This is a genomic window from Arachnia propionica (genome assembly GCF_003859805.1).
GTDB lineage: Bacteria > Actinomycetota > Actinomycetes > Propionibacteriales > Propionibacteriaceae > Arachnia > Arachnia propionica_C.
On record NZ_RQZG01000005.1, the window covers coordinates 70,376 to 91,758 of the forward strand.

A 21,383-nucleotide genomic window follows, 5' to 3' on the forward strand; every position below is an offset into this window, starting at 1 on the left:
TCGACTGTCGAAGGAGGGCAAGGATGCCGATGCTGACCACACCCGACGGGGTCTCGATCCACCACACCGACCAGGGCCGCGGGCGTCCGCTGGTGCTGATTCACGGCTGGCCATTGTCCGGGGCCGCCTTCGAGGACAACACGAAGGTCTTCGTCGACTCCGGCTATCGGGTCATCACCTACGATCGCCGGGGTTTCGGGACATCCGACAGGCCGGAGGGCGACTACTCCTACGACACGTTGGCCGCGGACCTGGACGCGGTGCTCACCCAGCTGGACCTGAGGGACGCGGTGCTCCTCGGCTTCTCGATGGGCGGGGGAGAGGTGGCCCGGTACCTCGCCACCCGGGGCTCCGAGCGGGTGGCCGGGGCGATCCTGTCCGGTTCCATCTGCCCGGCGCTGTGCATCACCGACGACAACCCCGACGGCGCGATGCCGCTGGACGGCTTCCAGGGCATCGCGGACTCCGTCGCCGCCGACCACCACGGTTTCGTCGAGCAGTTCTGCACCTGGTTCTTCAGCAACGACGACGGCCTCACCGTCGACGAGCAGGCCTTGGCCAGGGCCGTGGCGATCGCGCGCCAGTCCGCCCCGCACGCGGCTGCGGCCACCGTGATGAGCTGGGCCACCGATCTGAGACAGGACTGCCGCAGCATTGACGTGCCGCTGCTGGTGATCCACGGCGACGGCGACCAGAACGTACCGCTGGCCAAGTCCAGCGCCCGGGTGAGCGAGTTCGCCCCGCAGGCGAAACTCGTGGTCATCAAGGACGGGCCCCATGGCGTCAACGTCTCCCACGCCGACCACTGGAATCGTGCCATCCTGGACTTCCTGGCCACCCTGGATGGTTGACTCCTTCCCCAGGCCACTGCTGGCGATGCTCGCGGCCGAACGGGTTCAAGGAGTTGAGATCCGGCGGTGGCAGGAGGCCTTGGGTGAGGTCATGGTGGAGGAGCTGCCACCCATGGGGCCGGAACCCTTCGACCCTCAGGCCTGGCCGCAGCTGTCGGTTGGCGAGGTGATACCTGAACCGGTTCGGCGGGCGTGGTCGCGCCCCTTCCAGCCCGGCTCCCAGATGGAGCTGGCCACGGGGCCGCGCAAGGAGTTCCGGCAGACGCAGCATCATCCGGTGGGGCAGGACGCCGTGAACTCCCGCTGGTGGACCGAACCCGTCCAGCAGGTCCCAGCCGCCGCTGCGGGTGAGGCCCCGCCGTATCGGATGTGCCTGAGGACCACGAACGGGCCGTGGTGCGGTGCACCGGCAGTGGAGCTCTGGGGAGCAGAGGACGCCTTCTTCGCCCCGTGGCACCTGCTGGAGCAGGAGGTGCCGTGGCGGCCGGTTCGGCCGAGTTTCGCCCCGAGGGTCTTCGAGGTGCGCTCGGCCAGGGACTGGGTTCGGCTGGTCGAGGCGCAGCCGTGGTGGTTCCCGGAGGGCGGAGACAGCTTCCTGGGGGAGTGGTTCGCCGGGCACCGGATCGTCGAACCGGACTGGGTGAGGGTGGCCGATTCCTACGACGCCGTCCACGTCACTCAGCTGGGGTACCTCGACTGTGCCTACGCTCCGATTCCCTGCCTGGGAGGGATCACCACCTTGGCCGGGTGGGGACCCGATGTCACCATCTGGCTGCGGGACCCCCGGATCAGCCCCACCAGTTCCGTGGCTGACCGGTGAGCCGTCGTCTCGGATTCCTCGACTGCTCCAGTCCCTCCACCTTCGAGTTCCGCGTCCGACTGATGTGGCGTGAGTACTGGTCGAAGTGCTGGATGTTCTCCAGCTCGATGCGGGTGCGGTCCTCGTACTGGTACGACTTGTCGGTGTTGCGGTAGCGACGGTAGACGTAGAGGAAGAACATCGTGGCGAGCAGCGGACCGAGCAGCAGGGCGAAGACCCGGGGGTCCATGTCCCTCTCGAGCAGTGACACCAGAGCGGTGACGAACATGGGTACTCCTTGTCAGCGCATCATCATGGGGACGAACACCAGGATCCCGAGCACCGTCCCGACCACGAGGACCAGCAGGGTCATCAGGATGAGCACCGGCATGTTGAGCGGTATCGATCCCATCACGTTGCCGTTTTGCCCGTTGACCGCGACGAAGTGTTTGAGGCCTTTCTCCGGCTGGTAGTACGAGTACAGCCAGATCGGCAGGTAGGCCGTCACCCAGCGGGACCCGTGCAGGTCCACGTGCTCGGTGTCCCACCGCACCCCCCGGTCGTACTGGCGGACCATCTGGTCCGCCTTGGCCCGGGTGATGCTGAGCAGCCTGTCCTCGACCACCTGGTCGAGCTGGGAGACGTTGACGTTGCGGGTCTCACTGGTGAAGCCGCGCAGGTAGTTCGGGTTGTAGCGCAGCGCAGACTTCACGTCGAAGGGCAGGATCGCGTTGATGATGTTGTTGGTCTGTGACGGATCGGCCATGTTGGCGCGCTCCGCGTTCGACTCCAGCAGCAGGTCGTCGATGCTGAGATCGAAGCGCCGGGCGACGTCGTGGACATCCGCCGCGTAGTAGGTGACGTAGGTGTTCTCGCCCTGCTTCTCCCGCCAACGTCGGGTCTCGATCTCACCCTGCCCCGTGACCTCCCCGGTGGCGTGACCGTCGAAGACGAAGTACGGCAGGTACACCCCGACGACGTTCTCAGGCTGGAACTCACGCTTGAAGCGTGGATGGGCGTAGAACTTCCGCTGGGACACGAATCCTCGGATGATCTCGACGGCGTGTGCCTGGGGCACCAGGAAGGGCAGGATGGCATCCGGGACGGCCCCGTTGGCGATCTGGGCCCCGGCCGAGAGGTAGGTGCGGCACCAGTGGCAGCGCACCTGCCCCGTCTCGGCGGTGTTGATGACCACCTCGGCCCCACAACCGGAGCACTTGAAGGTCATCGTGGCCTGGTCGGCCGACAGATCCTGCGCGGTGCGGGTCAGCTCCGTGCCACGCAGGTCCCGGATGCCACCGGTGAGGTCCACCTCGGCCTCGATGGGGGGCTCGTTCCACCGGGAGCGACAGTTCGCGCACACCAGGCTGCGGAACTCGATGAGGTAACGGATGTCCGAGGAGCCGCAGGTGGCGCACTTGATGGCACCCCCCTGCGATCCCCGGTTCTCGGAGAGTTCGATGAACCCGGGATCAGCGGCGGCAGGTGGTGGCGCCGTGGGTTGCTGCGTGGGCGGCCAACCCTCCGGGGACGGTGTGAAGCCTGGCTGGGTCATGGTCGGGTACGTCCGTTGCCGTTCACAGGCCGAGCAACCGCTTCTTCAACTGGTCGAACTCCTCCTGGGTCACCACACCGGCATCGAGCAGTTCCTTCATCTGCTTCAGCTTCGCCACCGGGTCCTCATCGGTGGTCGGTGCCGTCTGTGGGGCCTGCTGGGCGGGCTGCTGGGGCTGCTGCTGGAAGCCACCCATGACCCCACCCATCATGGGGATCCCCATCCCCATGCCGACGATGCCGCCGGTGCCGCCGTTCTCCCCGGCGGCCTGGATGCCCCGGGCCACCGACTGCTGCAGGAAGGAACCGCCGCGCTCCCCACGCAGGGCATCGGCACGCTTGACGTCGGAGAGCAGCGCCTTGGTGTCCTCGTCGTACTCGATGGCGGCCAGGGCCACCCGCTTGACCTCGATGCCACGGCCCGAGGTCCACTGGTAGTTCTCCTCCAACGCCGCGGCCAAGGACTTCGCGAAGCCGACGGAGTCCTGCTGGATCCGGGTGATCCGGTTGCCCTGCGAGGGGTCGTTGGTGTACTTCGAGAAGGCGGCGGCCAGGGAACCCACCACCTCGGTGAACAGTTGCTCACCGACGGGGTTGCTCATGTCGGCCAGGTCGAAGGTGAGGTTGTTGCCGATGTGGTTGGCGGGCACCAGTGACTGGACGAACAGGATGGGATCGACGATCTGGAAGGTGTAGGAGCCGCGCGTCACCGCGCCGACCTGGGCACCGAGGTAGGCGTCGTCCCAGTAGATCTCGGACTGCGTGCCGAACTTGTTGTCCGGGATCTCCTTCAGGTTGATGAAGAACACCTGCTGCTGGGCACCCGGGCGGCCGCCGTACTTGAAGCGCTCCCACGAGGACTTGACGATGGAACTCCACAGGCCGTCACCGGCGAAGACCGAACGGGCACTCGGGTCGTCGCTGTTGAAGACGAAGCCGCCCGGTTCCGCGACGAAACCGGTCATCCGGCCGTCCTGGAAGGTCATCAGGCCGAAGCCCTCCGGGACCACGATCTTCGAGCCGTTGGAGATGACGTTCTCCGAACCCTTGGTGTTCGCGCCGCGCCCGGCGTTGCGTCCCGAGTTGACCCCGGGGAAGAAGGCGGCCGTGGCGGAGACCCCGCTCGGCACGGTGATGAAGTCAAGCCACTGGTCGGCGAAGACCCCACCGACGGAGCCTGCGAACGCCTTGATGAAACCCATGTGATGCTCCCGAATCCTTGAGGTGACGTCCCCACGGTGGGGCGCACGTCATCCATGGTTCCACATCACGGGGTCCTTCGGGAGGTCGGCGTCGGTAGACTTCCCCGACGTGTTGCAGGTCAAGGATGTGGAGGTGCGCGCGGGGGCGCGTCTGTTGCTGTCCCCGGTGAGTTTTCAGGTCGCCGCCGGGGACCGGGTGGGGTTGGTGGGGCGCAACGGTGCCGGGAAGACCACGCTGACCCGGATCCTCGCGGGGGAGGGTCAACCCGCAGCAGGCACCATCACTCGCTCCGGACAGCTCGGCTACCTGCCGCAGGACCCGCGTTCGGGAGACCCGGACCAGCTGGCCAGGGACCGCATCCTCGGGGCCCGTGGTCTGGACCAGGTGATGGCCAGGCTGCGTCGCGCCGAGCAGGAGATGAGCCGGGCCGACGGGGAGCAGCGGGATGCCGCGATGGCAGCCTATGCCCGTGCGGAGAACGCCCTGCTGGCTGCAGGTGGTTACGCCGCGGAGGCGGAGGCGGCACGGATCGCCGCGAATCTGGGACTGCCGGAGCGGGTGCTCGGGCAACCGTTGCACACCCTCTCGGGTGGGCAGCGCCGTCGCATCGAACTGGCCCGGATCCTGTTCTCGGATGCCGACACCCTGCTGCTGGATGAGCCCACGAACCACCTCGACGCGGACTCCATCACCTGGCTGCGGGGCTACCTCCAGGGCTTCCCCGGTGGACTGGTGGTGATCTCCCACGACGTCGCCCTGCTGGAGGCCGTGGTCACCAAGGTGTTCCACCTGGATGCGAACCGGGCCGAGCTGGACATCTACGCGATGGACTGGAAACGCTACCTGCTGCAGCGGGAGACCGATGAGAAGCGCAGGAAACGGGAACGGCTCAACGCCGAACGCAAGGCCTCCCAGCTGATGGCCCAGGCGGATCGGATGCGGGCGAAGGCGACCAAGGCCGTCGCGGCCCAGAACATGGCCAAGCGGGCCGAGAAACTGCTGGCCGGCGTCGAACAGGAGCGGGTCCAGGACCAGGTGGCCCGGATCCGGTTCCCCGATCCGGCCCCGTGCGGCCGCACCCCGTTGATGGCCAGGGACCTCAGCAAGGCCTACGGCTCCCTCGAGGTGTTCACCGCCGTGGACCTGGCCATCGACAAGGGATCGAAGGTGGTCATCCTCGGTCTGAACGGGGCGGGCAAGACCACGATGCTGCGGCTGCTGGCAGGGCTGGAGGAACCGGACGTCGGGGAGCGGGTGCTCGGGCACGGGGCCCGGCTCGGCTACTACGCGCAGGAACACGAGACCCTCGACGTCGGCCGCAGCGTGTTGGAGAACATGGTCTCGGCGTCCCCGGATCTCGACGACACCGAGGTGCGCAAGGTGCTGGGTTCCTTCCTGTTCACCGGGGATGACGTCGACAAACCCGCGAGGGTGCTCTCCGGCGGGGAGAAGACCCGGCTTGCGCTCGCGATGCTCGTGGTCTCGGCCGCGAACGTGCTGCTGTTGGACGAGCCGACGAACAACCTGGATCCGGCCTCCCGTGCCGAGGTGCTGTCCGCACTGCGCAGCTATGCAGGGGCCGTCGTGCTGGTCACCCATGATCCCGGGGCCGTCGAGGCGCTGGAACCCGACCGGGTGCTGATCCTGCCGGACGGGGTGGAGGACCTGTGGAGCGACGACTACGCAGAGCTTGTCTCGCTCGCCTGATGCCCGACAACTGAGCGATTCGCGCAGTCCGGTCGTGCAGTTGAGCAGTGAAATGAGCAGTGCTGTCTAGGCTGAACCCAGCTACAGCGAGGAGTGACGATGGCGCGCATCAAGTTCGGGACCGGTGGTTGGCGGGCAATCATCGGGGACGAGTTCATCCGCAGCAACGTGGCGTTGCTGTGTGGGGCCCTGGCACAACGGATCAAGGACGAGGGTGTGGCGGACCGGGGACTGGTCATCGGCTACGACCGCAGGTTCCTCTCCGACGTCGCGGCCCAGTGGGCGGCCGAGGTCTTCGCGGGGGAGGGTGTGGGCTGCCGGGTGATCCGCATCGACCAGGCCCCGACCCCGCTCATCATGTGGACGGTCAAGGACCTCGGACTGCCCTACGGGATGGCCATCACCGCGTCCCACAACCCTGCGCTCTACAACGGCATCAAGGTCTTCACCGAGGGTGGCAAGGACGCCGACGAGTCGGTCACCCGGGACATCGAGGCCCGGATGGGTGCCCTGGAGGAATCCGGTGAGGAGGCGATCGGGCGCATCGACTACCACAAGGCCGTCGCCTCCGGGGCGGTGACCGAGATCAATCCGTTCAACGGATACATCGACTCGATCATCGACCAGGTGGACATGGAGGCCATCCGGTCAGCGGGACTCAAGATCGCCCTCGACCCGATGTTCGGGGTCTCCCGCACCTCGCTGCAGACCATCCTCATGACCGCGCGGTGCGAGGTGGACGTGATCCACGACCGGCGCGACACCCTGTTCGGCGGCCGGATGCCCTCCCCCAGCAGCGCCACCCTGGAGGCGCTCAAGCAGTACGTCGTGCAGCACGGCTGCGCCCTCGGCATCGCCACCGACGGGGATGCCGACCGGTTGGGGGTCATCGACGACAAGGGGCAGTTCCTGCATCCCAACCAGCTCCTGGTGATCCTCTACTACTACCTGCTCAAGTACAAGGGCTGGCAGGGGGACGTGGTCCGCAACGTCGCCACGACGTCGCTGTTGGACGATGTCGCGGCGCTGTTCGGACACACCTGTCACGAGGTTCCCGTCGGTTTCAAGTGGATCTCGGGGAAGATGCTGGAGAGTGGGGCCATCATCGGCGGTGAGTCCTCCGGTGGCCTCACCGTCAAGGGACACATCTTCGGCAAGGACGGCATCTACGCCGCCGCGCTGCTGGTGGAGATGCTGGCCGTGGTCGGCAGACCGATGAGCGAGATCTACGAGGAGATCACGGGCCAGTTCCCGCCGCACCACATGACCGAGATGGACCTGGCATTCGATCCGGAACGCAAACCCGAGATCCTGCGGACCCTGATGGAGGACAGGCTCCTTCCGGAGTTCAGCGCCACCGTCGTGGACGTGTCCTACCGGGACGGCTGCAAGGTGTACTTCGACAACGGGTGGATCATCGCCCGGTTCTCCGGGACCGAACCCCTGTTGCGGATCTTCTGCGAGATGCCCTCGCGCGAGGAAGCAGACCTCGCCTGCGAGGAGTTCCGGGAGTTCCTCGGTCTGTGACGCGACGGTGGAGATGCTCGAGTATTACGCTTTCATAACGAACTGGCGCTAGACTCCGGTCGTGTCCCCCGTATCGTCCTTTGGAGAACCATGAACCTCCGTGACCTCACATCGGTGTTCGTCAGGCACTGGTTGCTCCTGGTGGGGTGCGCCCTCGCCGGTGGGGTGCTCGGGGCCACCCTCGGGATCGGTGCCACCCCGTCGTACACCGCCACCTCCCGGGTCTCGGTCGTCGCGGTCGGCGTCACCGACGCGGAGGAGGCCGGCCGGATCACCACGATGGTCCGCTCCGAGATGACCCTGTACCAGGCGCTCGCTGCCTCCACCCCGGTGGCCGAACGGGTCGCCTCCCGCATCCAGGGTGCGATCCCGGAACAGGTCAGCGGATCCGTCGTGGCCTCGGCCGCGGAACAGCTCCTGGTGGTCCGGGTCACCCAGGACGACCCGATGCTGGCCAGGCGTGTCGCGGAACTCGTGGCCGAGGAGGTGGCCCTCGAGATCGCGGAACTGCATCCCGTGGACCCGCCGATCATCCAGGCCCGCCCCATCGACGTGCCCGTCGTGGTCTCCTCAGACAACTTCAGCACCCGGACCCTGGTGGTGGCAGGGGCCAGCCTCGGCCTGGTGGCCGGACTCGCCCTCGTCGGTCTGCTCGCGGCCTTCCGCCCGGTGGTCGGTTCCGGGGCAGGCCTCGTCGGGATGAAGGGGGTCCACGTCATGCGGGCCCGTCCCAATGCCCTGGCCACCCAGCAACTGGCAGCCGTGCTGGGCCAACGGATCGACACGGCCGGGGGAGCCGTCGCGCTGGTCGGCAGTGGGTCACGGGTGAACCTGGGGCCCTGGTCCCAAGGGGTGACCGAGGCGTTGGGTCCGAGGCTGGACTCCATGACGGTCAGCGCCGACGGGCAGGACGGTGACCTGGTGGCCGCCGTCGCGCACGGGGCCGTCACCGCACTCGTGGTCAACCCACGGGATCAGCTGTCGAAGGTCAGGGAGCAGGCGGCGCTGCTGGCTGCGACCGGCGCGGACCTGGCGGCCCTCGTCGTGGTCAACGAACCCCGATCCTGAGCAGCGCCTGCTCCCAGGCGAGGTGGCGCTGCTCCTCCCGACGTCGGTGGCTCTGCATCGTGAGCAGGGCCGCCAGCGCCAACCACCAGATGAGACTGACCGGGAAGTTCTTGATCAGCACGGTGTCGAAGGCGAAACCGACGAGGGATGCGGTCAGGGCAGCGGCGAGGGTCTTCTCGAAGGGCCCCTTCGCGCTCAGGAGTGTCCACAGGGTCACCGCCACCACGACCAGCAGCGCGATCAAGCCCACCAGCCCCAGCTCGGCGAGGACCGCCACGTAGAGGTTGTGGGCGTGCGACAGGGTGAGCCCACCCGGCATCTGCTTGTCGTAGTGGGCACCCGGCTGGGGCACCACCTTGGCCTCGAAGCCGTACCACGGCCACAGGACGCCGTAGCCCATCCCGAACACGGTTCGGGGAAGTGAGGAGAAGCTCTGGGCCAGACCGTAGGCCCAGGTCTCCGTGCGACCACCACCGGTCGGGTCGAAGCCACGGGTGGTCAACACACGCATCGCGACGACCGCGAACCCGCTGAAGACCACGACCACGCCGGAGGTGAACAGGGGGATGAGCTGGGGGCGGGAGCGCACCGAGCCCACCACCGTCGTGACGGTCATCAGGGCCATGAAGACGGCCAGCGTGATGAGTCCTGCCCTGGCTCCCGTCGCCAGGAGGTAGCCGAGGTGGGCCAGGGCACCCAGGCAGGACAGCAGCCGCCGATACCCCTGCAGCGCTGCCCCGAGACAGACCGCCAGGGCGAGCAGCAGGGCGATGTGCAGCACCGCGGCCCCACCGACGCGGGTGGCAAGTCGGCCGTAGAGATCGTTGTTCGCCGCCTCCCAGGCCACTCCGAGGGGGGTCACGACGGCGCTCGCCATGCTGAGCCACCACGCGGCGTGGAACAGCCGCCTCGGATGGACCAGCCCGACCGCGAGCACCGCCGTCGCCACGGTCATCAGTGCGGTGAGCAGCGGGCCGAGCAGGAAGATCAGCGGGACCCGAACCGCGGTGTCGGGATCTCCCCAGGCCACACTGACCCGCGGTTCCGACATCGGTACGGTCGCCGCTGCCCAGCCCAGCAGCAGCACGAAGCTGCCCGCTCCCACCACGAGTGCCCGGGACGGCGGCGCGGTGCGGATCCGGCCGCTGCGGTGCAGGAGGGTGGCCAGCACGAGAACGGACAACGCCGGGGCCAGGAGAACCGTGAAGGCGCTGAGACCGGTGCGTCCCACCGGGGTCTCCATCACGGCGATCGTGGCAGCCAGCAGGATGACGGAGATCACCGCCAGTGCCGTGCGGGTCCACGGATCCCAGGGGCGGCGGGAGACCTGCCTGGAGGGGTCGGGGACGAAGCGCAGCACCCGGTCATTGTATTCGTGCGTGGACCAGAAGCCGATTCAGCGATCCCTGGTGTAGGAGCTGAGGGTGAACGAGGCCCTCGTGGCCACCTCGGTGGGCAGCAGGTGATCGTGGAAGGCGTTCGGCCCCATCCGGACCAGGTCCCGAGCCGCATCGGCGTCGAGCCTGAGTGGGAAGGTGACCTCCTGGCGGTCCCGGAGGGTGAAGGCGGACAGGGACTGGTCCAGCCGGGACAGCTTCTCCGCCTCGATGCCGAGCAGCCCGAGCCCGTCACGCAACTCGGCCAGGTGCCGAGGCCCCGGGGTCACCATGAGGAGCAGCCCATCGACGGTGAGCACCCGGGTGAACTCATCAGGGTTGCGTGGGGCGAAGACGCACAGCACGGCATCCAGCACTGCGTCGCGGACCGGGAGCCCCGCCCAGGTGTCCGCGACGACCACTCCCAACCGGTCGTGCTGGCGGGCGGCGTGTCGGCACGCCGCGGGGGAGACGTCGGTGGCCAGCCCCGCCGCCCCGGGGGTGGCCTCCAGGTGGGCACGCAGATGATGGGCGGTCCCTGCCCCGACCTCCGCCACCCGATGCCGAGCACTCAATGCCTGCACCACCGCATCGGTGAGCGGCCGGTACCACCCGGAGCCCAGGAAACGATCCCTGGCCACGACCATCTCGGCGGTGTCGGCGTTGCGGGGAGCGGCCCGCAGGGCCAGGTTCACATACCCCTGCCTGGCGACGTCGAACCGGTGTCCCCGCCCACAGACCAGCACGGCGTCCTCGAGTCCGACAGGACCCCGACACACGGGGCAGGCCAACCAGTCGGCCACCAAAGCCAGGCCGGAGAGTTTGGAGGATCTCACACCCACCCACCCTATGCGTCACGCGGTAGGTTGGGGGTGTGCAAGACAAGCCTGTTGTTCTCGTCACCGGGGCGACCCGCGGCATCGGCCGCGTCATCGCCGAACAGTTCGTGGCCGCCGGACACCCCGTCGCGGGCACCCATCGCGCGGGTGGGGAGGTGCCGGATGGCGTGTTCCCCGTCGAGTGCGACATCACCGACCAGGCCCAGGTAGACGCCGCGTTCGACCGCGTCGAGGCTGAACTCGGCACCGTCGGAGTGCTCGTCGCCAACGCCGGCATCACGAAGGACACACTGCTGGCCCGCATGTCCGACGAGGACTGGGATGCGGTCATCGACACCAACCTCACCGGTACCTTCCGAATGGTGCGTCGCGCCGCACGCCCCATGACCAGGGCCCGGTTCGGACGCATCATCCTCATCTCCTCGGTGGTGGGGTTGATGGGTTCGCCCGGTCAGGTCAACTACGCCGCGTCCAAGTCCGCACTGGTCGGGATGGCGCGCAGCCTCACCCGGGAACTGGGCAGCCGCAACATCACCGCCAATGTCATCACCCCCGGGTTCATCCAGACCGACATGACCGCCGTCCTCGGTGAGGACCTGGTGAAGCGTTACACCGAACAGACCCCGGCCAAGCGGCTCGGGGCGGCCGAGGACGTCGCGCAGGCGGCCCTCTTCCTGGCCGGTGCCGGGTACGTCTCCGGTGCCGTCATCCCCGTCGACGGTGGCCTCGGCATGGGCCACTGACCAACAACCACGAACAGGACATCTCATGGGAATCCTCGAAGGCAAGAACATCCTGGTCACCGGAGTGACCATGAACACCTCCATCGCCTACCACGTGGCGGACATCGCGATGCGGGAGGGGGCCAGGGTCGTGGTCAGCAACCTCGGGCGCGCCGTCGGCCTGACCCGCCGGGTGGTCGGCCGGATGGAGACCCCACCACCCGTGCTCGAGCTCGACGTCACCGATGCCGAGCACCTGGCCGGTCTGCCCGACAAGCTCGGTGAACACTTCGACGAACTGCACGGCATCGTCCACTCCATCGCCTTCGCCAACCCCGAACGAGCCCTCGGCGGTGCCTTCCTGGAAACCAGCTGGAAGGACGTCGGCATCGCGTTCAACACCTCCACCTACTCCTACGTGTCGTTGGCGATGGCCTGTCGTCCCATGATGAAGCCGGGTGCTGCCGTCGTCGGTCTCACCTTCGACGCCCGCTTCTCGTGGCCGAAGTACGACTGGATGGGGGTGGCCAAGGCCGGCCTGGAGTCGGCCAGCCGCTACCTGGCCCGCTACCTCGGCCCGGAGGGGATCCGCTCCAACCTCGTGGCCGCAGGGCCCATCGACACCATCGCCAAGACCGCCATCCCCGGAGCGGATGAGTTCAACGACATCTGGGGGCAGCGGGCTCCACTCGGCTGGGACCCGAAGGATGCCACCCCGACGGCGAAGGCCGTCGTGGCACTGCTGTCGGACTGGTTCCCCGCCACGACGGGAGAGATGATCCACGTCGACGGGGGGCTTCACTCCACCGGTGCCTGAGGCGCGGTAACGTGGACCGCATGACAGCGGTTGCGGAACTCGCGGGTGTGACGGTCAGGCGTGGGCGGGCGATCCTGCTCGATGCGGTCGATCTCCAGATCAACGAGACCGACCGTTGGGTCCTGATCGGGCCCAACGGGGCCGGCAAGACCACCCTGCTCAGCGTGCTGGCCGGCAACCTGCACCCCACCGCCGGGGTGGTGGGGCTGCTCGGTGAGGTGCTGGGCACCGTCGACGTGTTCGAGCTGCGTCCCCGGATCGGGCTGACCTCCTCGGCTCTGGCGGAGCGGATCCCACCGCACGAGCGGGTGCTCGACGTCGTGGTCTCCGCGGCCTGGGCCGTGGTGGGACGATGGCGGGAGGAGTACGATCCCGCGGACGAGGAACGGGCCAAGGAACTGCTCACCACCCTTCGTGTGGATCAGCTGTGGGAGCGGACCTTCGGCACCTTGTCCGAGGGGGAACGCAAACGGGTGCAGATCGCCCGGGCGCTCATGACCGATCCCGAGCTGCTGCTGCTCGACGAGCCCGCCAGCGGGCTGGACCTCGCCGGCCGGGAGGCGCTGGTCACCACCCTGGGGGAGTTGTTCCTGGACCCCTGCGCCCCGGCGACGATGCTGGTGACCCATCACGTTGAGGAGATCCCGGACGGGGTCACCCACTGTCTGCTCATGGCCGGTGCCAGGGTGCTGGCAGCCGGCCCCCTCGAGGAGACCCTCACCGATGCCAATCTCAGCGCCGCCTTCGGGATGGACCTGGTGGTCTCCCGCAGTGCGGATGGCCGTTGGGGAGCGCGCGCCCGGCGGTGACCCGGGGGAGGGGCCGGGCGTGGGTGGTCCCGGGCGTATGCTGGGCCGCATCAACCCATCCTGACAGCGAAGGAGCTTTCCGTGACCACACCTCGTACTGAGACCGACTCCATGGGCACCGTCGAGGTGGCCTCGGATCGTTACTGGGGTGCCCAGACCGAACGATCCCTCCACAACTTCGACATCGGACGGGAGACCTTCGTCTGGGGCAGGCCGATGATCCGGGCTCTCGGGGTGCTGAAGAAGTCGACGGCCCTGGCCAACGCGGAACTGGGGGAGCTGCCGAAGGACATCGCGGACCTCATCGCGAAGGCGGCCGACGAGGTGATCGCAGGGGACCTGGACGACCACTTCCCGCTCGTGGTGTTCCAGACCGGTTCCGGCACCCAGTCGAACATGAACGTCAACGAGGTGGTCTCCAACCGCGCCATCGAGATGGCAGGCGGTGAACTGGGCTCCAAGACCCCCGTCCACCCCAACGACCACGTCAACCGGGGACAGTCCTCCAACGACACCTTCCCCACGGCCATGCACATCGCCGTGGTCCAGGAGCTGGCCGCGATGTACCCGCGCGTGCGCAAACTCCGCGACACCCTCGATGCGAAGGCCAAGGAGTACCACGACGTCATCATGGTGGGCCGCACCCACCTCCAGGACGCCACCCCGATCCGGCTGGGACAGGTGTTCTCCGGCTGGGTGGCGCAGATCGACTTCGCCTTGGAGGGCATCGAGTACGCCGACTCCCGGGCCCGGGAGCTGGCCATCGGCGGCACCGCCGTCGGGACCGGCCTCAACGCCCATCCCCGGTTCGGCGCGCTGACCGCGGAGAAGATCTCGGCCGAGACCGGTATCGAGTTCACCCAGGCCGCCAACCTCTTCGCCGCGCTCGGGGCCCACGATGCCCTGGTGCTGGTCTCAGGTGCCCTGCGGGTGCTGGCCGACGCGCTCATGAAGATCGCCAACGACGTGCGCTGGTACGCCTCCGGACCGCGCAACGGCATCGGCGAGCTGCTCATCCCCGAGAACGAGCCGGGCTCCTCGATCATGCCGGGCAAGGTCAACCCCACCCAGTCCGAGGCCATGACGATGGTCGCCACGAAGGTCTTCGGCAATGACGCCACCGTCGGTTTCGCCGGGTCCCAGGGCAACTTCCAGCTCAACGTGTTCAAGCCGGTCATGGCGTGGTGCGTGCTGGAGTCCATCCAGCTGCTGGGGGATGCCTGCGAGTCCTTCGACGCCAACTGCGCCTACGGCATCGAACCGAACCGGGAGCGGATCCAGGCGAACCTGGAGACAAACCTCATGCAGGTGACGGCCCTCAACCGTCACATCGGCTACGACAAGGCCTCCAAGATCGCGAAGAACGCCCACCACAAGGGCATCTCGCTCAAGGAGTCCGCACTGGAGCTCGGCTACGTCACCGAGGAGGAGTACGGCAAGTGGGTCGTCCCGGCCGACATGACCCAGCCCAGCGCTGACGAGTGACCCTGACCCTGTGAATGTGGTGGGTGGAGGCCAAGGTGGCCTCCACCCACCACTCATGCGGGCCTCTGGTTCTCGACTGTGACTCCGAGACCGATGGCTCCGATGAAGCACTGCCCCCGTTGGTCGAGCTGAGGGCGCCCAGCGCCTGAGTGTCGAGACCTTTGGCTCCAGGTGCTGGTACTCGAGTCGAGCAGGAACGGTCCACCTCAGGGCCGTTTCCGGTTCTGGATGGCTGCTTTTTGTTGCTCCACAGACAGTGCTTTGAACTCTCCCATGGCGTAGGGGTTGTTGCGGGGGACTCCTGCTTTGCGGGCTCTGTGGTACCACGGTGGGAGCAGGAAGGGTGGGAACCAGAAGAAGAATCCGAGCAGGAAGATGATCATGCAGGGTATGGAGGTCAGGGCGATCAGCCCCAGGATGATGTCGGGGATAGCGGCTTCCAGTCCATCCACCTCTAGGATCAGTCCTACCATTCCGAAGGTCAGCATGAATCCGCCGCCGTAGAGCGTGGCAAGTGGTTGACAGGACCGCCCGTTGTAGTTGATGACGAAGTGGGGGGTGGATTCGGTGTATGAGACCCACCCATACACCAAGCCGATCAGGCCACTGAGAGCAAAGCCGATGGACATCTCTAGAGCTTCACCGGTGAGGCCTTCCAAGAGAACAAGGTTTTCCTTCATCCGCCGAACAGTCCTTTGGTGGAGGTTGAAAAATTCTTGCCAACATTCCTGGCGGCTTCTCCGGCGTCGGCGAAGTTGTCGCCGACGCTCTTGTCGTCACCGTCAGGGTCAGCCCCCATGAGCAATCCGACTCCGAACCCGACGGCCAGGTCAACGGTGGTTCCCCCGACAGGGAGCAGTGAACCGACAGCTGCTCCCGCCACGGTGGAAGCTGCTACTTGTGATCCGGTTCGTACGGTGGCTGTTTCGATGACTTTGTTGTTTCTTTCTTCGGCGGTCAGTTCGGGGTGTTCTTCGCGGAAGCATTTGTCCATCTTTTGGTGTTCACTGGTGCAGGTGAGTCCGACGCCGAGGGCGAAGAAACCGCGGCCAAGTGCTCGGCCAACTCCTGTGCCCCCGGTGTGGGTGCATGTGGTCTCCTGTCTTCCTGTGGTGAACCAGGGGTGCGGGCTGCGCGTCATTGGTTTCATGAGGTTTATTCGGGGGGGGGGGGGGGACATTTCGCTGCGTGTCGCATAGGTGAACGGCCTGTTTCCTGGAAGACTTGAATAGCCATACTCGCCAACGCAGGAAACAAACCATTCATCATGAAGAGTAGCACAGGTCTGACCCGCGAGCAGTTCGTCTTCGTCCTCGACCGTGTCAAGGGCACTGACATCGCGCGACGACTCCCGAGTGTTCTGGGTCTTCGTCGAGCCTGCTGGCGGTCTGCAAGTACTTGCGTACCAACCGGACCCAGGCCGACATCGCTGACGAGTTCGGTGTGTCCCAACACAGCATCAGCCGTACCGTGTCCCTCCTCACCCCAGCGATCGCTGAAGCCCTGGTCGACCATGTCCCCACCATCGGTGACATCCCCACAGACACCGCCCTCCTGCCCTGCTGGTCCTGGCGCACCCGCCCCGACTTACTCCGGGAAACACCACAGCACCGGGGTCGACATCCAGGTCGTGACCTCCCTCACAGGAGACATCCTGTGGGTCTCCGACCCCCTGACCGGCAACACCCACGACGTGACCGCACTCGATACCCATCACCTGAACCCGCCGCACCCTGAGGCAAGCAACCTGCAAGTTGGTGCACAGGCACCGTCTCATCCCTGTGGTATTTCGCTCGGTTCGAGTATCTGCACCATGTGTCAAGGGTCTCGACACGCTCGCTTCACTTCGCGGCTCGACCAGCGGGAAGTGTGGCCTTGATATTCGGGCGGCAGGTCACCCTCAGGGCGTTATTCACGCAGCCCGCCTCGAGACCTCGAAGCTTCTCTGACTAGGCATTTTTTCGGCAGAGGTGTTGTCGTGAACAACCCCCTTAAATTTGGCAGGCAGTTTCATGAACAGCTTGACGTCCTCGCGCGAGTCAATGCAGTTCGGCGAACTGGTGTTCGATGTCGGAGTTGAACACGAGGTAGTCGAAGTCGGTCTTTGGGGTGTGCTGCATCATCGGATCTGACTTCTCGGCGCAGAGGACGTGTCTGGAGTTGCCCATAGTCACGTGTCCAAGGCTACCAGCGACCTCCTACGTTGCTTCCGAGTCGCGCTGGTGGGGGTAGGTCGTGGCGCAGTAGCAGCAACGCCTCTGATACCCGCTGTCGCTAACCACTTCCTCAAGCCCGAGGACAAAGTGGACATCGCTGCCCACTTCCCCGGGATGGGCCACGCGTCTTGCAGATCGAGGTTCTGGCCTGTCGGCGAAGGCACTCTCGGCAACCACTCCGTGCAGCGTCAATGCGTTGCCGAAGGGACGTTTCGCCCTCGATCTGCAAGAGGCGTGGCCTCTCGATCAGGGGTTGGCGGCGGCGGTCAGGCGACTGCCCCAGGCAGCGGCGTGGGTGATCGCTTCTTCGGGTCCGTGGATGGTGATTGTGGCGTGGAGTGCGGCGAGGGCGAAAGTGGCCCAGTCGAGGTCGCCGGTGGGGATCCGGACGGCGCACGAGTTCTCAGTGATGGGCGTTGCCTCGCCCCAGCGACCGAGTCTGACTTGCACGTCCGCTGCGGGTGCCTCGGCGGTCGCGGTGACCTCGTAGACGGTCCATGCCTTGTGGAGCCGACTACGGACATACTCGGCCGGGTCCTCTACGGGCAGGAGCTTTGGGGTGAAGGTTTGTCGGGTTCGGTTTGGGTTGCTGGCGCGGTCGATGCGGAAGATGCGCCAGTCGGCCCGGTCGAGGTCGTGGGCGATGAGGTAGAGCCGCTGGCCGAGGGACACCACGTGATGGGGGTGGACGCGTCTGCTTGTCGATGCGCCCTTGGCGTCGGTGTAGTCGAAGGTGATTGTTTCGTGATCTCGGGCCGCGAGGGCAATCGTTGTGAGTACGGACGTGTCCACCGTGGCGGGTGTGCCGTAGGGGCCGGGCAGGGTCGCCATTCGTTGCAGGGAGTCGATCCGGCGTCGGATCTTGGTGGGGAGTACTTGCACGATCTTGGCGAGTGCAGTGACGGCGGCGGTCGCTTCGGTCGGGTGGTTGCCGGTTGCGGCGTCCTTCATGGCGATGACGACGGCGGTCGCTTCGTCTTCGTTGAGGACCAGTGGTGGTAGGGAGCCGCCGGGGGCGAGTTGGTAGCCGCCTCCGGTGCCGCGTGTGGTGGTGATCGGGTAGCCGAGGTCTTGCAGGCTCTCGACATCGCGGCGCAGGGTGCGGGGGCTGATCTCCAGGCGGCGCGCGAGTTCGTCGCCGCTCCAGTGCCGTCGGCTTTGCAGGAGCGTCAGGAGTTCCAGGACGCGAGCGCTGATCGTCGACATGCCATAACCCTACAATCCCTTCCGGTCATATTCTGACCACAACGGCGTGTTTGCTGGAGTCATGGTTCACGACACACAGGACATGATCGAGGTGGACGCGCTGCGGCGCGTCTACCCCGGCCACGACAAGCAGGACGTGGTCGCCGTCGATGACGTCTCGATGCGCGTCCCCCGCGGGCAGACGCTTGCGGTTCTCGGGCCCAACGGGGCTGGCAAGACCACGCTGATGAAGATGCTCACCACTCTGCTGCCGCCCACGTCGGGCACAGCACGTGTGGCGGGTATGGACGTGACACGGGAGGCCCGCCGGGTGCGGTCGCTGATCGGTTACGTCGGGCAGGGCAACAGCGCCGGACACAAGCAGCGCGCCCGTGACGAGGTCATTGCCCAGGCTCGTATCTACGGCACCGACCGGGCCACCGCAGCATGTCGGGCGACCGAGTTGTTCGAGACGTTCGGCCTGGAGGGGATGGAGCGGCGACGGACCCGGGAGATGTCCGGCGGCCAGCGCCGCCGTCTCGACCTTGCGATGGGGCTGGTGCATCACCCGAGCCTGCTGTTTCTCGACGAACCCACCACCGGGCTCGACCCGCAGAACCGAGCGAACCTGTGGAACCACATCCGTCAGATCCGCGACGAGACCGGCATGACCGTCGTGGTCACCACGCACTATCTAGACGAGGCCGATGCCATGGCCGATCGCATCCTCATCGTCGACCACGGGCGCATCCTCGCCGACGGCACCGCCACGGACCTCAAACAAGCCCACGTCGGCAGCCACATCGTCCTGGAGACCGCCGACGAATCCACCGCCCGCAACGTGGCATCACGGCTCCATGGCCACCCCGATGCCCTCGACGTGACCTCCGATGCGACCAGCGTCCGCATCCGCGTACGTGATGCGAGGTCCACGCTGCCCGCACTGATCGGCCACGCATCCCGGCAGGGCATCACCGTCACCGGCGCGCATGCCCACGAGCCCACCCTCGACGACGTTTTCCTCACCCTCACCGGCCGCAACCTCCGCGACGCCGCCACGACCGCCCAGGAGTCTCAGTGACCACAACGCCCATGAAACGAAGCCTTATCCACGACAGCGTGCTGATGACCGCACGCGAGCTGAAGCCCACCCTGGCTGACCCCTTCTACCTGATCTTCGGGCTCGTCCAGCCCATCTTCTTCCTCCTGCTGTTCGGCCCCTTGGTCCACGCCGAAGCGGGCACGTCCCTGTCATGGTTCGTCCCCGGAATCCTGGTCATGATCGCACTATTCAGTACCGCAGGGGCGGGGTCCGGGTTGCACGCCGACATGATCGACGGGAGCTTCGAGCGCATCCTCGTCACACCCTTGAGCAGACCCGTGCTGTTCCTGGGCAAGTCGCTCAAGGAGTTCTTCCCCATCGTCATCCAGGCTGTCGTCATCACCGTCGCCACTGTGTTCTTCGGCTTTCGCCCGAACCCATTCGGACTGCTCCTCGGAATGGTCCTGCTGGGCATCATCGGGATAGGTATCGGCGCCTTCAGCTACACCCTCGCCCTGGTCACCCGCAAGAACGACTGGATGTTCTGGATCGTGCAGCAGACACTGCTCTTCCCCCTCATGATCCTCTCCGGCATCCTCCTCCCGCTGGACGGGGCACCTGCATGGATGCGCGTTCTCTCCGCCGCCAATCCCCTCGCCCACGTCGTCAACGCCGAGCGCGACCTGTTCGCCGGACAGCTGACGACCGGCAACGTCGGCTGGGGATTCTTCGCCGCCCTCCTCACCGCCGGCCTCGGAATCCTCGCAGGGCTCCGTGCCCTGCGCAGTACTAGCCGCTAATCGCGTATCTCGATCACCAACCCACAACCACAGGAGCAACATCATGCGTACTCTCATCACCGGAGCCACCGGCATGGTCGGACAGCGCCTCCTTCATGCCCTCGCAGACCAGACCGCGCCCACGAACTCCTCGGCAACCGCGCAACCGTACGAACCGGCGACCTCGCCGCTCCGCAGACGCTCGGAGACGCATTCACCGACATCGACTCACTCTTCTTATTCTGCGTGCCAGAAACCGCATCCGAAGTTGTTCGCCAAGCCCGAGAAACCGGCGTCCAGCACATCGTCGTCCTCTCCGCGGCAGCAGTCACTCTCGGCTTTGACTACGGGCACCACTCAACCGTCGAAGCAGCAGTCAAGGACAGCGGGCTGGCGTGGACCATGGTCCGGCCCGGTGAGTTCATGGCCAACATGCTGCCCATCTGGGGGCTCAGGTGTCGGTTCTTGAGGCCCAGTGCTGGGCGATGATCGAACAGGCCACCAGCTGCAGCATGTGGAAGACCATGAGGGGGAAGACGATGAGTCCCACCGGTTGACCGGCGAACAGCACCGTGGCCATGGGGACCCCGGTGGCCAGGGACTTCTTGGTGCCGCAGAAGACGATGGCGACCCGGTCGTCCCGGGGAAACCGGAGCCATTTCGCCAGCTGATCGGTCAGCAGCAGCATGAACGCCAGGATGACCAGGCACAGCGCCAGCATGACGGCGAACTCGCCCGCCCCGACCCGGACCCCGGTCACCCTGAAGTCGGCGAAGGCGGCGTAGACGACCAGACAGATCACGCCCTGGTCCAGCCACTTCAGCCGGGCCCTGTGGCGCGTCATGAACTCCGCGGTCCAGGGACGCGAGCACTGCCCCAGCACGAAGGGGAGCAGCAGCTGCACCATCACGGCCAGGAAGGCGCCCCAGCCGATGGGGGCGGCGCCGGTGGTGGGGAGGATCGCCATCACCAGCAGGGGTGTGAGCACCACCCCCAGCAGGTTCGACGCCGTCGCCGAGACGATGGCGCCCGCCACATTGCCGCCCGCCATCGAGGTGAACGTGATCGACGACTGCACCGTCGAGGGCACCAGGGTCAGGAAGGCCAGTCCGAGGGCGAGCTCGGTGCCGTACCAGGGCAGGTGCAGCAGACCGACCCCGATGAGCGGGAACAGCACGAAGGTGCAGGCCAGGATCGTGCAGTGGAGTCTCCAGTGCTTCAACCCCGCCCAGGCCTCCGCCCCCGACAGGCGTGCCCCGTAGCCGAGGAAGAGGATGAAGATCGCGGCCTTCGTCACCCACCCCAGGACGACGGCGGATGCTCCGGAGACCGGGAGGAGGTAGCCGATCCCGGCGAAGACCAGGATGAGCAGCAGGAAGGGGTCCTTCAGTTTCGAGAACACGA

23 protein-coding genes and 1 pseudogene are annotated in these 21,383 nt (G+C 66.5%); 14 read left to right on the forward strand and 10 right to left on the reverse strand.

Annotated features, from left to right (window positions below; translation table 11 throughout):
* The first annotated feature begins 29 nt into the window (after positions 1 to 29).
* Complete coding sequence (locus EII34_RS05765; RefSeq protein ID WP_221620209.1) at positions 30 to 851, forward strand: alpha/beta fold hydrolase; 822 nt, start codon at positions 30 to 32, stop codon at positions 849 to 851.
* Positions 844 to 1,671 carry a hypothetical protein gene (locus tag EII34_RS05770; protein ID WP_124843850.1) on the forward strand — a complete coding sequence of 276 codons (828 nt, stop codon included), beginning with the start codon at positions 844 to 846 and terminating at the stop codon, positions 1,669 to 1,671. Before EII34_RS05765 ends, EII34_RS05770 begins: the two co-directional genes overlap by 8 nt.
* Here EII34_RS05770 and EII34_RS05775 read toward each other — a convergent pair.
* The 3 genes from EII34_RS05775 to EII34_RS05785 are packed head-to-tail and all read right to left on the reverse strand — an operon-like array spanning position 1,640 to position 4,406.
* Entirely contained in the window at positions 1,640 to 1,939 is a 300-nt protein-coding gene (locus EII34_RS05775; RefSeq protein ID WP_124843852.1) for a hypothetical protein, read from the reverse strand. The genes EII34_RS05770 and EII34_RS05775 overlap by 32 nt on opposite strands.
* A 12-nt stretch (positions 1,940 to 1,951) precedes the next feature.
* Entirely contained in the window at positions 1,952 to 3,205 is a 1,254-nt protein-coding gene (locus tag EII34_RS05780) for a TFIIB-type zinc ribbon-containing protein (RefSeq protein ID WP_124843854.1), read from the reverse strand.
* A 22-nt stretch (positions 3,206 to 3,227) separates the two neighbouring features.
* Positions 3,228 to 4,406: an SHOCT domain-containing protein gene (locus EII34_RS05785; RefSeq protein ID WP_124843856.1), complete on the reverse strand. Its 1,179-nt coding sequence runs from the start codon at positions 4,404 to 4,406 to the stop codon at positions 3,228 to 3,230.
* A 109-nt stretch (positions 4,407 to 4,515) separates the two neighbouring features.
* Here EII34_RS05785 and EII34_RS05790 point away from each other — a divergent pair, with 109 nt between their 5' ends.
* The 3 genes from EII34_RS05790 (at position 4,516) to EII34_RS05800 (ending at position 8,709) form a co-directional block, all read left to right on the forward strand.
* Positions 4,516 to 6,114 (forward strand): ABC-F family ATP-binding cassette domain-containing protein, encoded by a 1,599-nt coding sequence (locus tag EII34_RS05790; protein WP_124843858.1) that lies wholly within the window; start codon positions 4,516 to 4,518, stop codon positions 6,112 to 6,114.
* A gap of 99 nt (positions 6,115 to 6,213) precedes the next feature.
* The gene (locus tag EII34_RS05795) at positions 6,214 to 7,641 is read left to right on the forward strand and encodes a phosphoglucomutase/phosphomannomutase family protein (protein ID WP_124843860.1); all 1,428 of its coding nucleotides are present in this window, start codon (positions 6,214 to 6,216) and stop codon (positions 7,639 to 7,641) included.
* Positions 7,642 to 7,731: 90 nt separating this feature from the next.
* Positions 7,732 to 8,709: a YveK family protein gene (locus EII34_RS05800; protein ID WP_124843862.1), complete on the forward strand. Its 978-nt coding sequence runs from the start codon at positions 7,732 to 7,734 to the stop codon at positions 8,707 to 8,709.
* Here the strand turns inward: EII34_RS05800 and EII34_RS05805 are convergent.
* Both EII34_RS05805 and EII34_RS05810 read right to left on the reverse strand, forming a co-directional pair.
* A complete protein-coding gene (locus tag EII34_RS05805) occupies positions 8,690 to 10,069 on the reverse strand; it encodes an O-antigen ligase family protein (protein WP_124843864.1) in 1,380 nt (459 codons plus the stop codon). The two genes, EII34_RS05800 and EII34_RS05805, sit on opposite strands and share 20 nt — an antisense overlap.
* A 36-nt stretch (positions 10,070 to 10,105) precedes the next feature.
* Complete coding sequence (locus EII34_RS05810) at positions 10,106 to 10,921, reverse strand: putative RNA methyltransferase (protein ID WP_124843866.1); 816 nt, start codon at positions 10,919 to 10,921, stop codon at positions 10,106 to 10,108.
* 38 nt (positions 10,922 to 10,959) lie between these two features.
* Here EII34_RS05810 and fabG point away from each other — a divergent pair, with 38 nt between their 5' ends.
* The 4 genes from fabG (at position 10,960) to fumC (ending at position 14,757) form a co-directional block, all read left to right on the forward strand.
* The gene (gene fabG, locus EII34_RS05815) at positions 10,960 to 11,667 is read left to right on the forward strand and encodes a 3-oxoacyl-ACP reductase FabG (protein ID WP_124843868.1); all 708 of its coding nucleotides are present in this window, start codon (positions 10,960 to 10,962) and stop codon (positions 11,665 to 11,667) included.
* A gap of 25 nt (positions 11,668 to 11,692) precedes the next feature.
* The gene (gene fabI, locus EII34_RS05820; RefSeq protein WP_124843870.1) at positions 11,693 to 12,463 is read left to right on the forward strand and encodes an enoyl-ACP reductase FabI; all 771 of its coding nucleotides are present in this window, start codon (positions 11,693 to 11,695) and stop codon (positions 12,461 to 12,463) included.
* A 20-nt stretch (positions 12,464 to 12,483) separates the two neighbouring features.
* Positions 12,484 to 13,272, forward strand: coding sequence for an ABC transporter ATP-binding protein (locus EII34_RS05825; protein WP_124843872.1), 789 nt, complete (start codon positions 12,484 to 12,486; stop codon positions 13,270 to 13,272).
* Between the two features lie 81 nt (positions 13,273 to 13,353).
* The gene (fumC, locus tag EII34_RS05830) at positions 13,354 to 14,757 is read left to right on the forward strand and encodes a class II fumarate hydratase (protein ID WP_221620210.1); all 1,404 of its coding nucleotides are present in this window, start codon (positions 13,354 to 13,356) and stop codon (positions 14,755 to 14,757) included.
* A gap of 206 nt (positions 14,758 to 14,963) precedes the next feature.
* Here fumC and EII34_RS05835 read toward each other — a convergent pair whose 3' ends face one another.
* Both EII34_RS05835 and EII34_RS05840 read right to left on the reverse strand, forming a co-directional pair.
* On the reverse strand, positions 14,964 to 15,437 hold the full coding sequence (locus EII34_RS05835; protein WP_124843876.1) for a hypothetical protein: 474 nt from the start codon (positions 15,435 to 15,437) through the stop codon (positions 14,964 to 14,966).
* The gene (locus tag EII34_RS05840; RefSeq protein WP_124843878.1) at positions 15,434 to 15,907 is read right to left on the reverse strand and encodes a hypothetical protein; all 474 of its coding nucleotides are present in this window, start codon (positions 15,905 to 15,907) and stop codon (positions 15,434 to 15,436) included. Before EII34_RS05840 ends, EII34_RS05835 begins: the two co-directional genes overlap by 4 nt.
* Positions 15,908 to 16,137: 230 nt before the next feature.
* Between EII34_RS05840 and EII34_RS16780 the strand changes: the two are divergent.
* Positions 16,138 to 16,251, forward strand: a pseudogene (locus EII34_RS16780) (transposase family protein); the annotation flags it as partial.
* A 19-nt stretch (positions 16,252 to 16,270) separates the two neighbouring features.
* Positions 16,271 to 16,636 carry a transposase family protein gene (locus EII34_RS16785; protein ID WP_124843880.1) on the forward strand — a complete coding sequence of 122 codons (366 nt, stop codon included), beginning with the start codon at positions 16,271 to 16,273 and terminating at the stop codon, positions 16,634 to 16,636.
* Positions 16,637 to 16,796: 160 nt separating this feature from the next.
* Here the strand turns inward: EII34_RS16785 and EII34_RS16480 are convergent, their stop codons facing one another.
* The gene (locus EII34_RS16480) at positions 16,797 to 16,931 is read right to left on the reverse strand and encodes a hypothetical protein (protein WP_260425061.1); all 135 of its coding nucleotides are present in this window, start codon (positions 16,929 to 16,931) and stop codon (positions 16,797 to 16,799) included.
* Positions 16,932 to 17,219: 288 nt separating this feature from the next.
* The gene (locus tag EII34_RS05855; protein WP_124843882.1) at positions 17,220 to 18,179 is read right to left on the reverse strand and encodes a helix-turn-helix transcriptional regulator; all 960 of its coding nucleotides are present in this window, start codon (positions 18,177 to 18,179) and stop codon (positions 17,220 to 17,222) included.
* A 61-nt stretch (positions 18,180 to 18,240) separates the two neighbouring features.
* Here EII34_RS05855 and EII34_RS05860 point away from each other — a divergent pair, with 61 nt between their 5' ends.
* From EII34_RS05860 to EII34_RS16790, 3 genes are read left to right on the forward strand one after another with little or no spacing between them, the layout of a single operon-like run.
* Positions 18,241 to 19,239 carry an ATP-binding cassette domain-containing protein gene (locus EII34_RS05860; protein ID WP_124843884.1) on the forward strand — a complete coding sequence of 333 codons (999 nt, stop codon included), beginning with the start codon at positions 18,241 to 18,243 and terminating at the stop codon, positions 19,237 to 19,239.
* A gap of 11 nt (positions 19,240 to 19,250) precedes the next feature.
* Positions 19,251 to 20,000 carry an ABC transporter permease gene (locus tag EII34_RS05865; protein ID WP_185711200.1) on the forward strand — a complete coding sequence of 250 codons (750 nt, stop codon included), beginning with the start codon at positions 19,251 to 19,253 and terminating at the stop codon, positions 19,998 to 20,000.
* Positions 20,001 to 20,012: 12 nt separating this feature from the next.
* Complete coding sequence (locus EII34_RS16790) at positions 20,013 to 20,468, forward strand: SDR family oxidoreductase (RefSeq protein WP_395858075.1); 456 nt, start codon at positions 20,013 to 20,015, stop codon at positions 20,466 to 20,468.
* On the opposite strand, the gene EII34_RS05875 is transcribed toward EII34_RS16790, so the two are convergent.
* The gene (locus EII34_RS05875; protein WP_124843888.1) at positions 20,431 to 21,381 is read right to left on the reverse strand and encodes a bile acid:sodium symporter family protein; all 951 of its coding nucleotides are present in this window, start codon (positions 21,379 to 21,381) and stop codon (positions 20,431 to 20,433) included. The two genes, EII34_RS16790 and EII34_RS05875, sit on opposite strands and share 38 nt — an antisense overlap.
* Positions 21,382 to 21,383 lie beyond the last annotated feature (2 nt).

Excerpts from the sequence above, each read along its gene's own strand:
- EII34_RS05765 (WP_221620209.1), top strand. The coding sequence starts at position 30 with ATGCTGACCACACCCGACGGGGTCTCGATCCACCACACCGACCAGGGC.
- EII34_RS05770 (WP_124843850.1), top strand. The coding sequence starts at position 844 with ATGGTTGACTCCTTCCCCAGGCCACTGCTGGCGATGCTCGCGGCCGAA.
- EII34_RS05775 (WP_124843852.1), bottom strand. The coding sequence starts at position 1,939 with ATGTTCGTCACCGCTCTGGTGTCACTGCTCGAGAGGGACATGGACCCC.
- EII34_RS05780 (WP_124843854.1), bottom strand. The coding sequence starts at position 3,205 with ATGACCCAGCCAGGCTTCACACCGTCCCCGGAGGGTTGGCCGCCCACG.
- EII34_RS05785 (WP_124843856.1), bottom strand. The coding sequence starts at position 4,406 with ATGGGTTTCATCAAGGCGTTCGCAGGCTCCGTCGGTGGGGTCTTCGCC.
- EII34_RS05795 (WP_124843860.1), top strand. The coding sequence starts at position 6,214 with ATGGCGCGCATCAAGTTCGGGACCGGTGGTTGGCGGGCAATCATCGGG.
- EII34_RS05800 (WP_124843862.1), top strand. The coding sequence starts at position 7,732 with ATGAACCTCCGTGACCTCACATCGGTGTTCGTCAGGCACTGGTTGCTC.
- fabI (WP_124843870.1), top strand. The coding sequence starts at position 11,693 with ATGGGAATCCTCGAAGGCAAGAACATCCTGGTCACCGGAGTGACCATG.
- EII34_RS05825 (WP_124843872.1), top strand. The coding sequence starts at position 12,484 with ATGACAGCGGTTGCGGAACTCGCGGGTGTGACGGTCAGGCGTGGGCGG.
- EII34_RS05835 (WP_124843876.1), bottom strand. The coding sequence starts at position 15,437 with ATGAAGGAAAACCTTGTTCTCTTGGAAGGCCTCACCGGTGAAGCTCTA.
- EII34_RS05840 (WP_124843878.1), bottom strand. The coding sequence starts at position 15,907 with ATGAAACCAATGACGCGCAGCCCGCACCCCTGGTTCACCACAGGAAGA.
- EII34_RS16785 (WP_124843880.1), top strand. The coding sequence starts at position 16,271 with ATGTCCCCACCATCGGTGACATCCCCACAGACACCGCCCTCCTGCCCT.
- EII34_RS05855 (WP_124843882.1), bottom strand. The coding sequence starts at position 18,179 with ATGTCGACGATCAGCGCTCGCGTCCTGGAACTCCTGACGCTCCTGCAA.
- EII34_RS05860 (WP_124843884.1), top strand. The coding sequence starts at position 18,241 with ATGGTTCACGACACACAGGACATGATCGAGGTGGACGCGCTGCGGCGC.
- EII34_RS05865 (WP_185711200.1), top strand. The coding sequence starts at position 19,251 with ATGAAACGAAGCCTTATCCACGACAGCGTGCTGATGACCGCACGCGAG.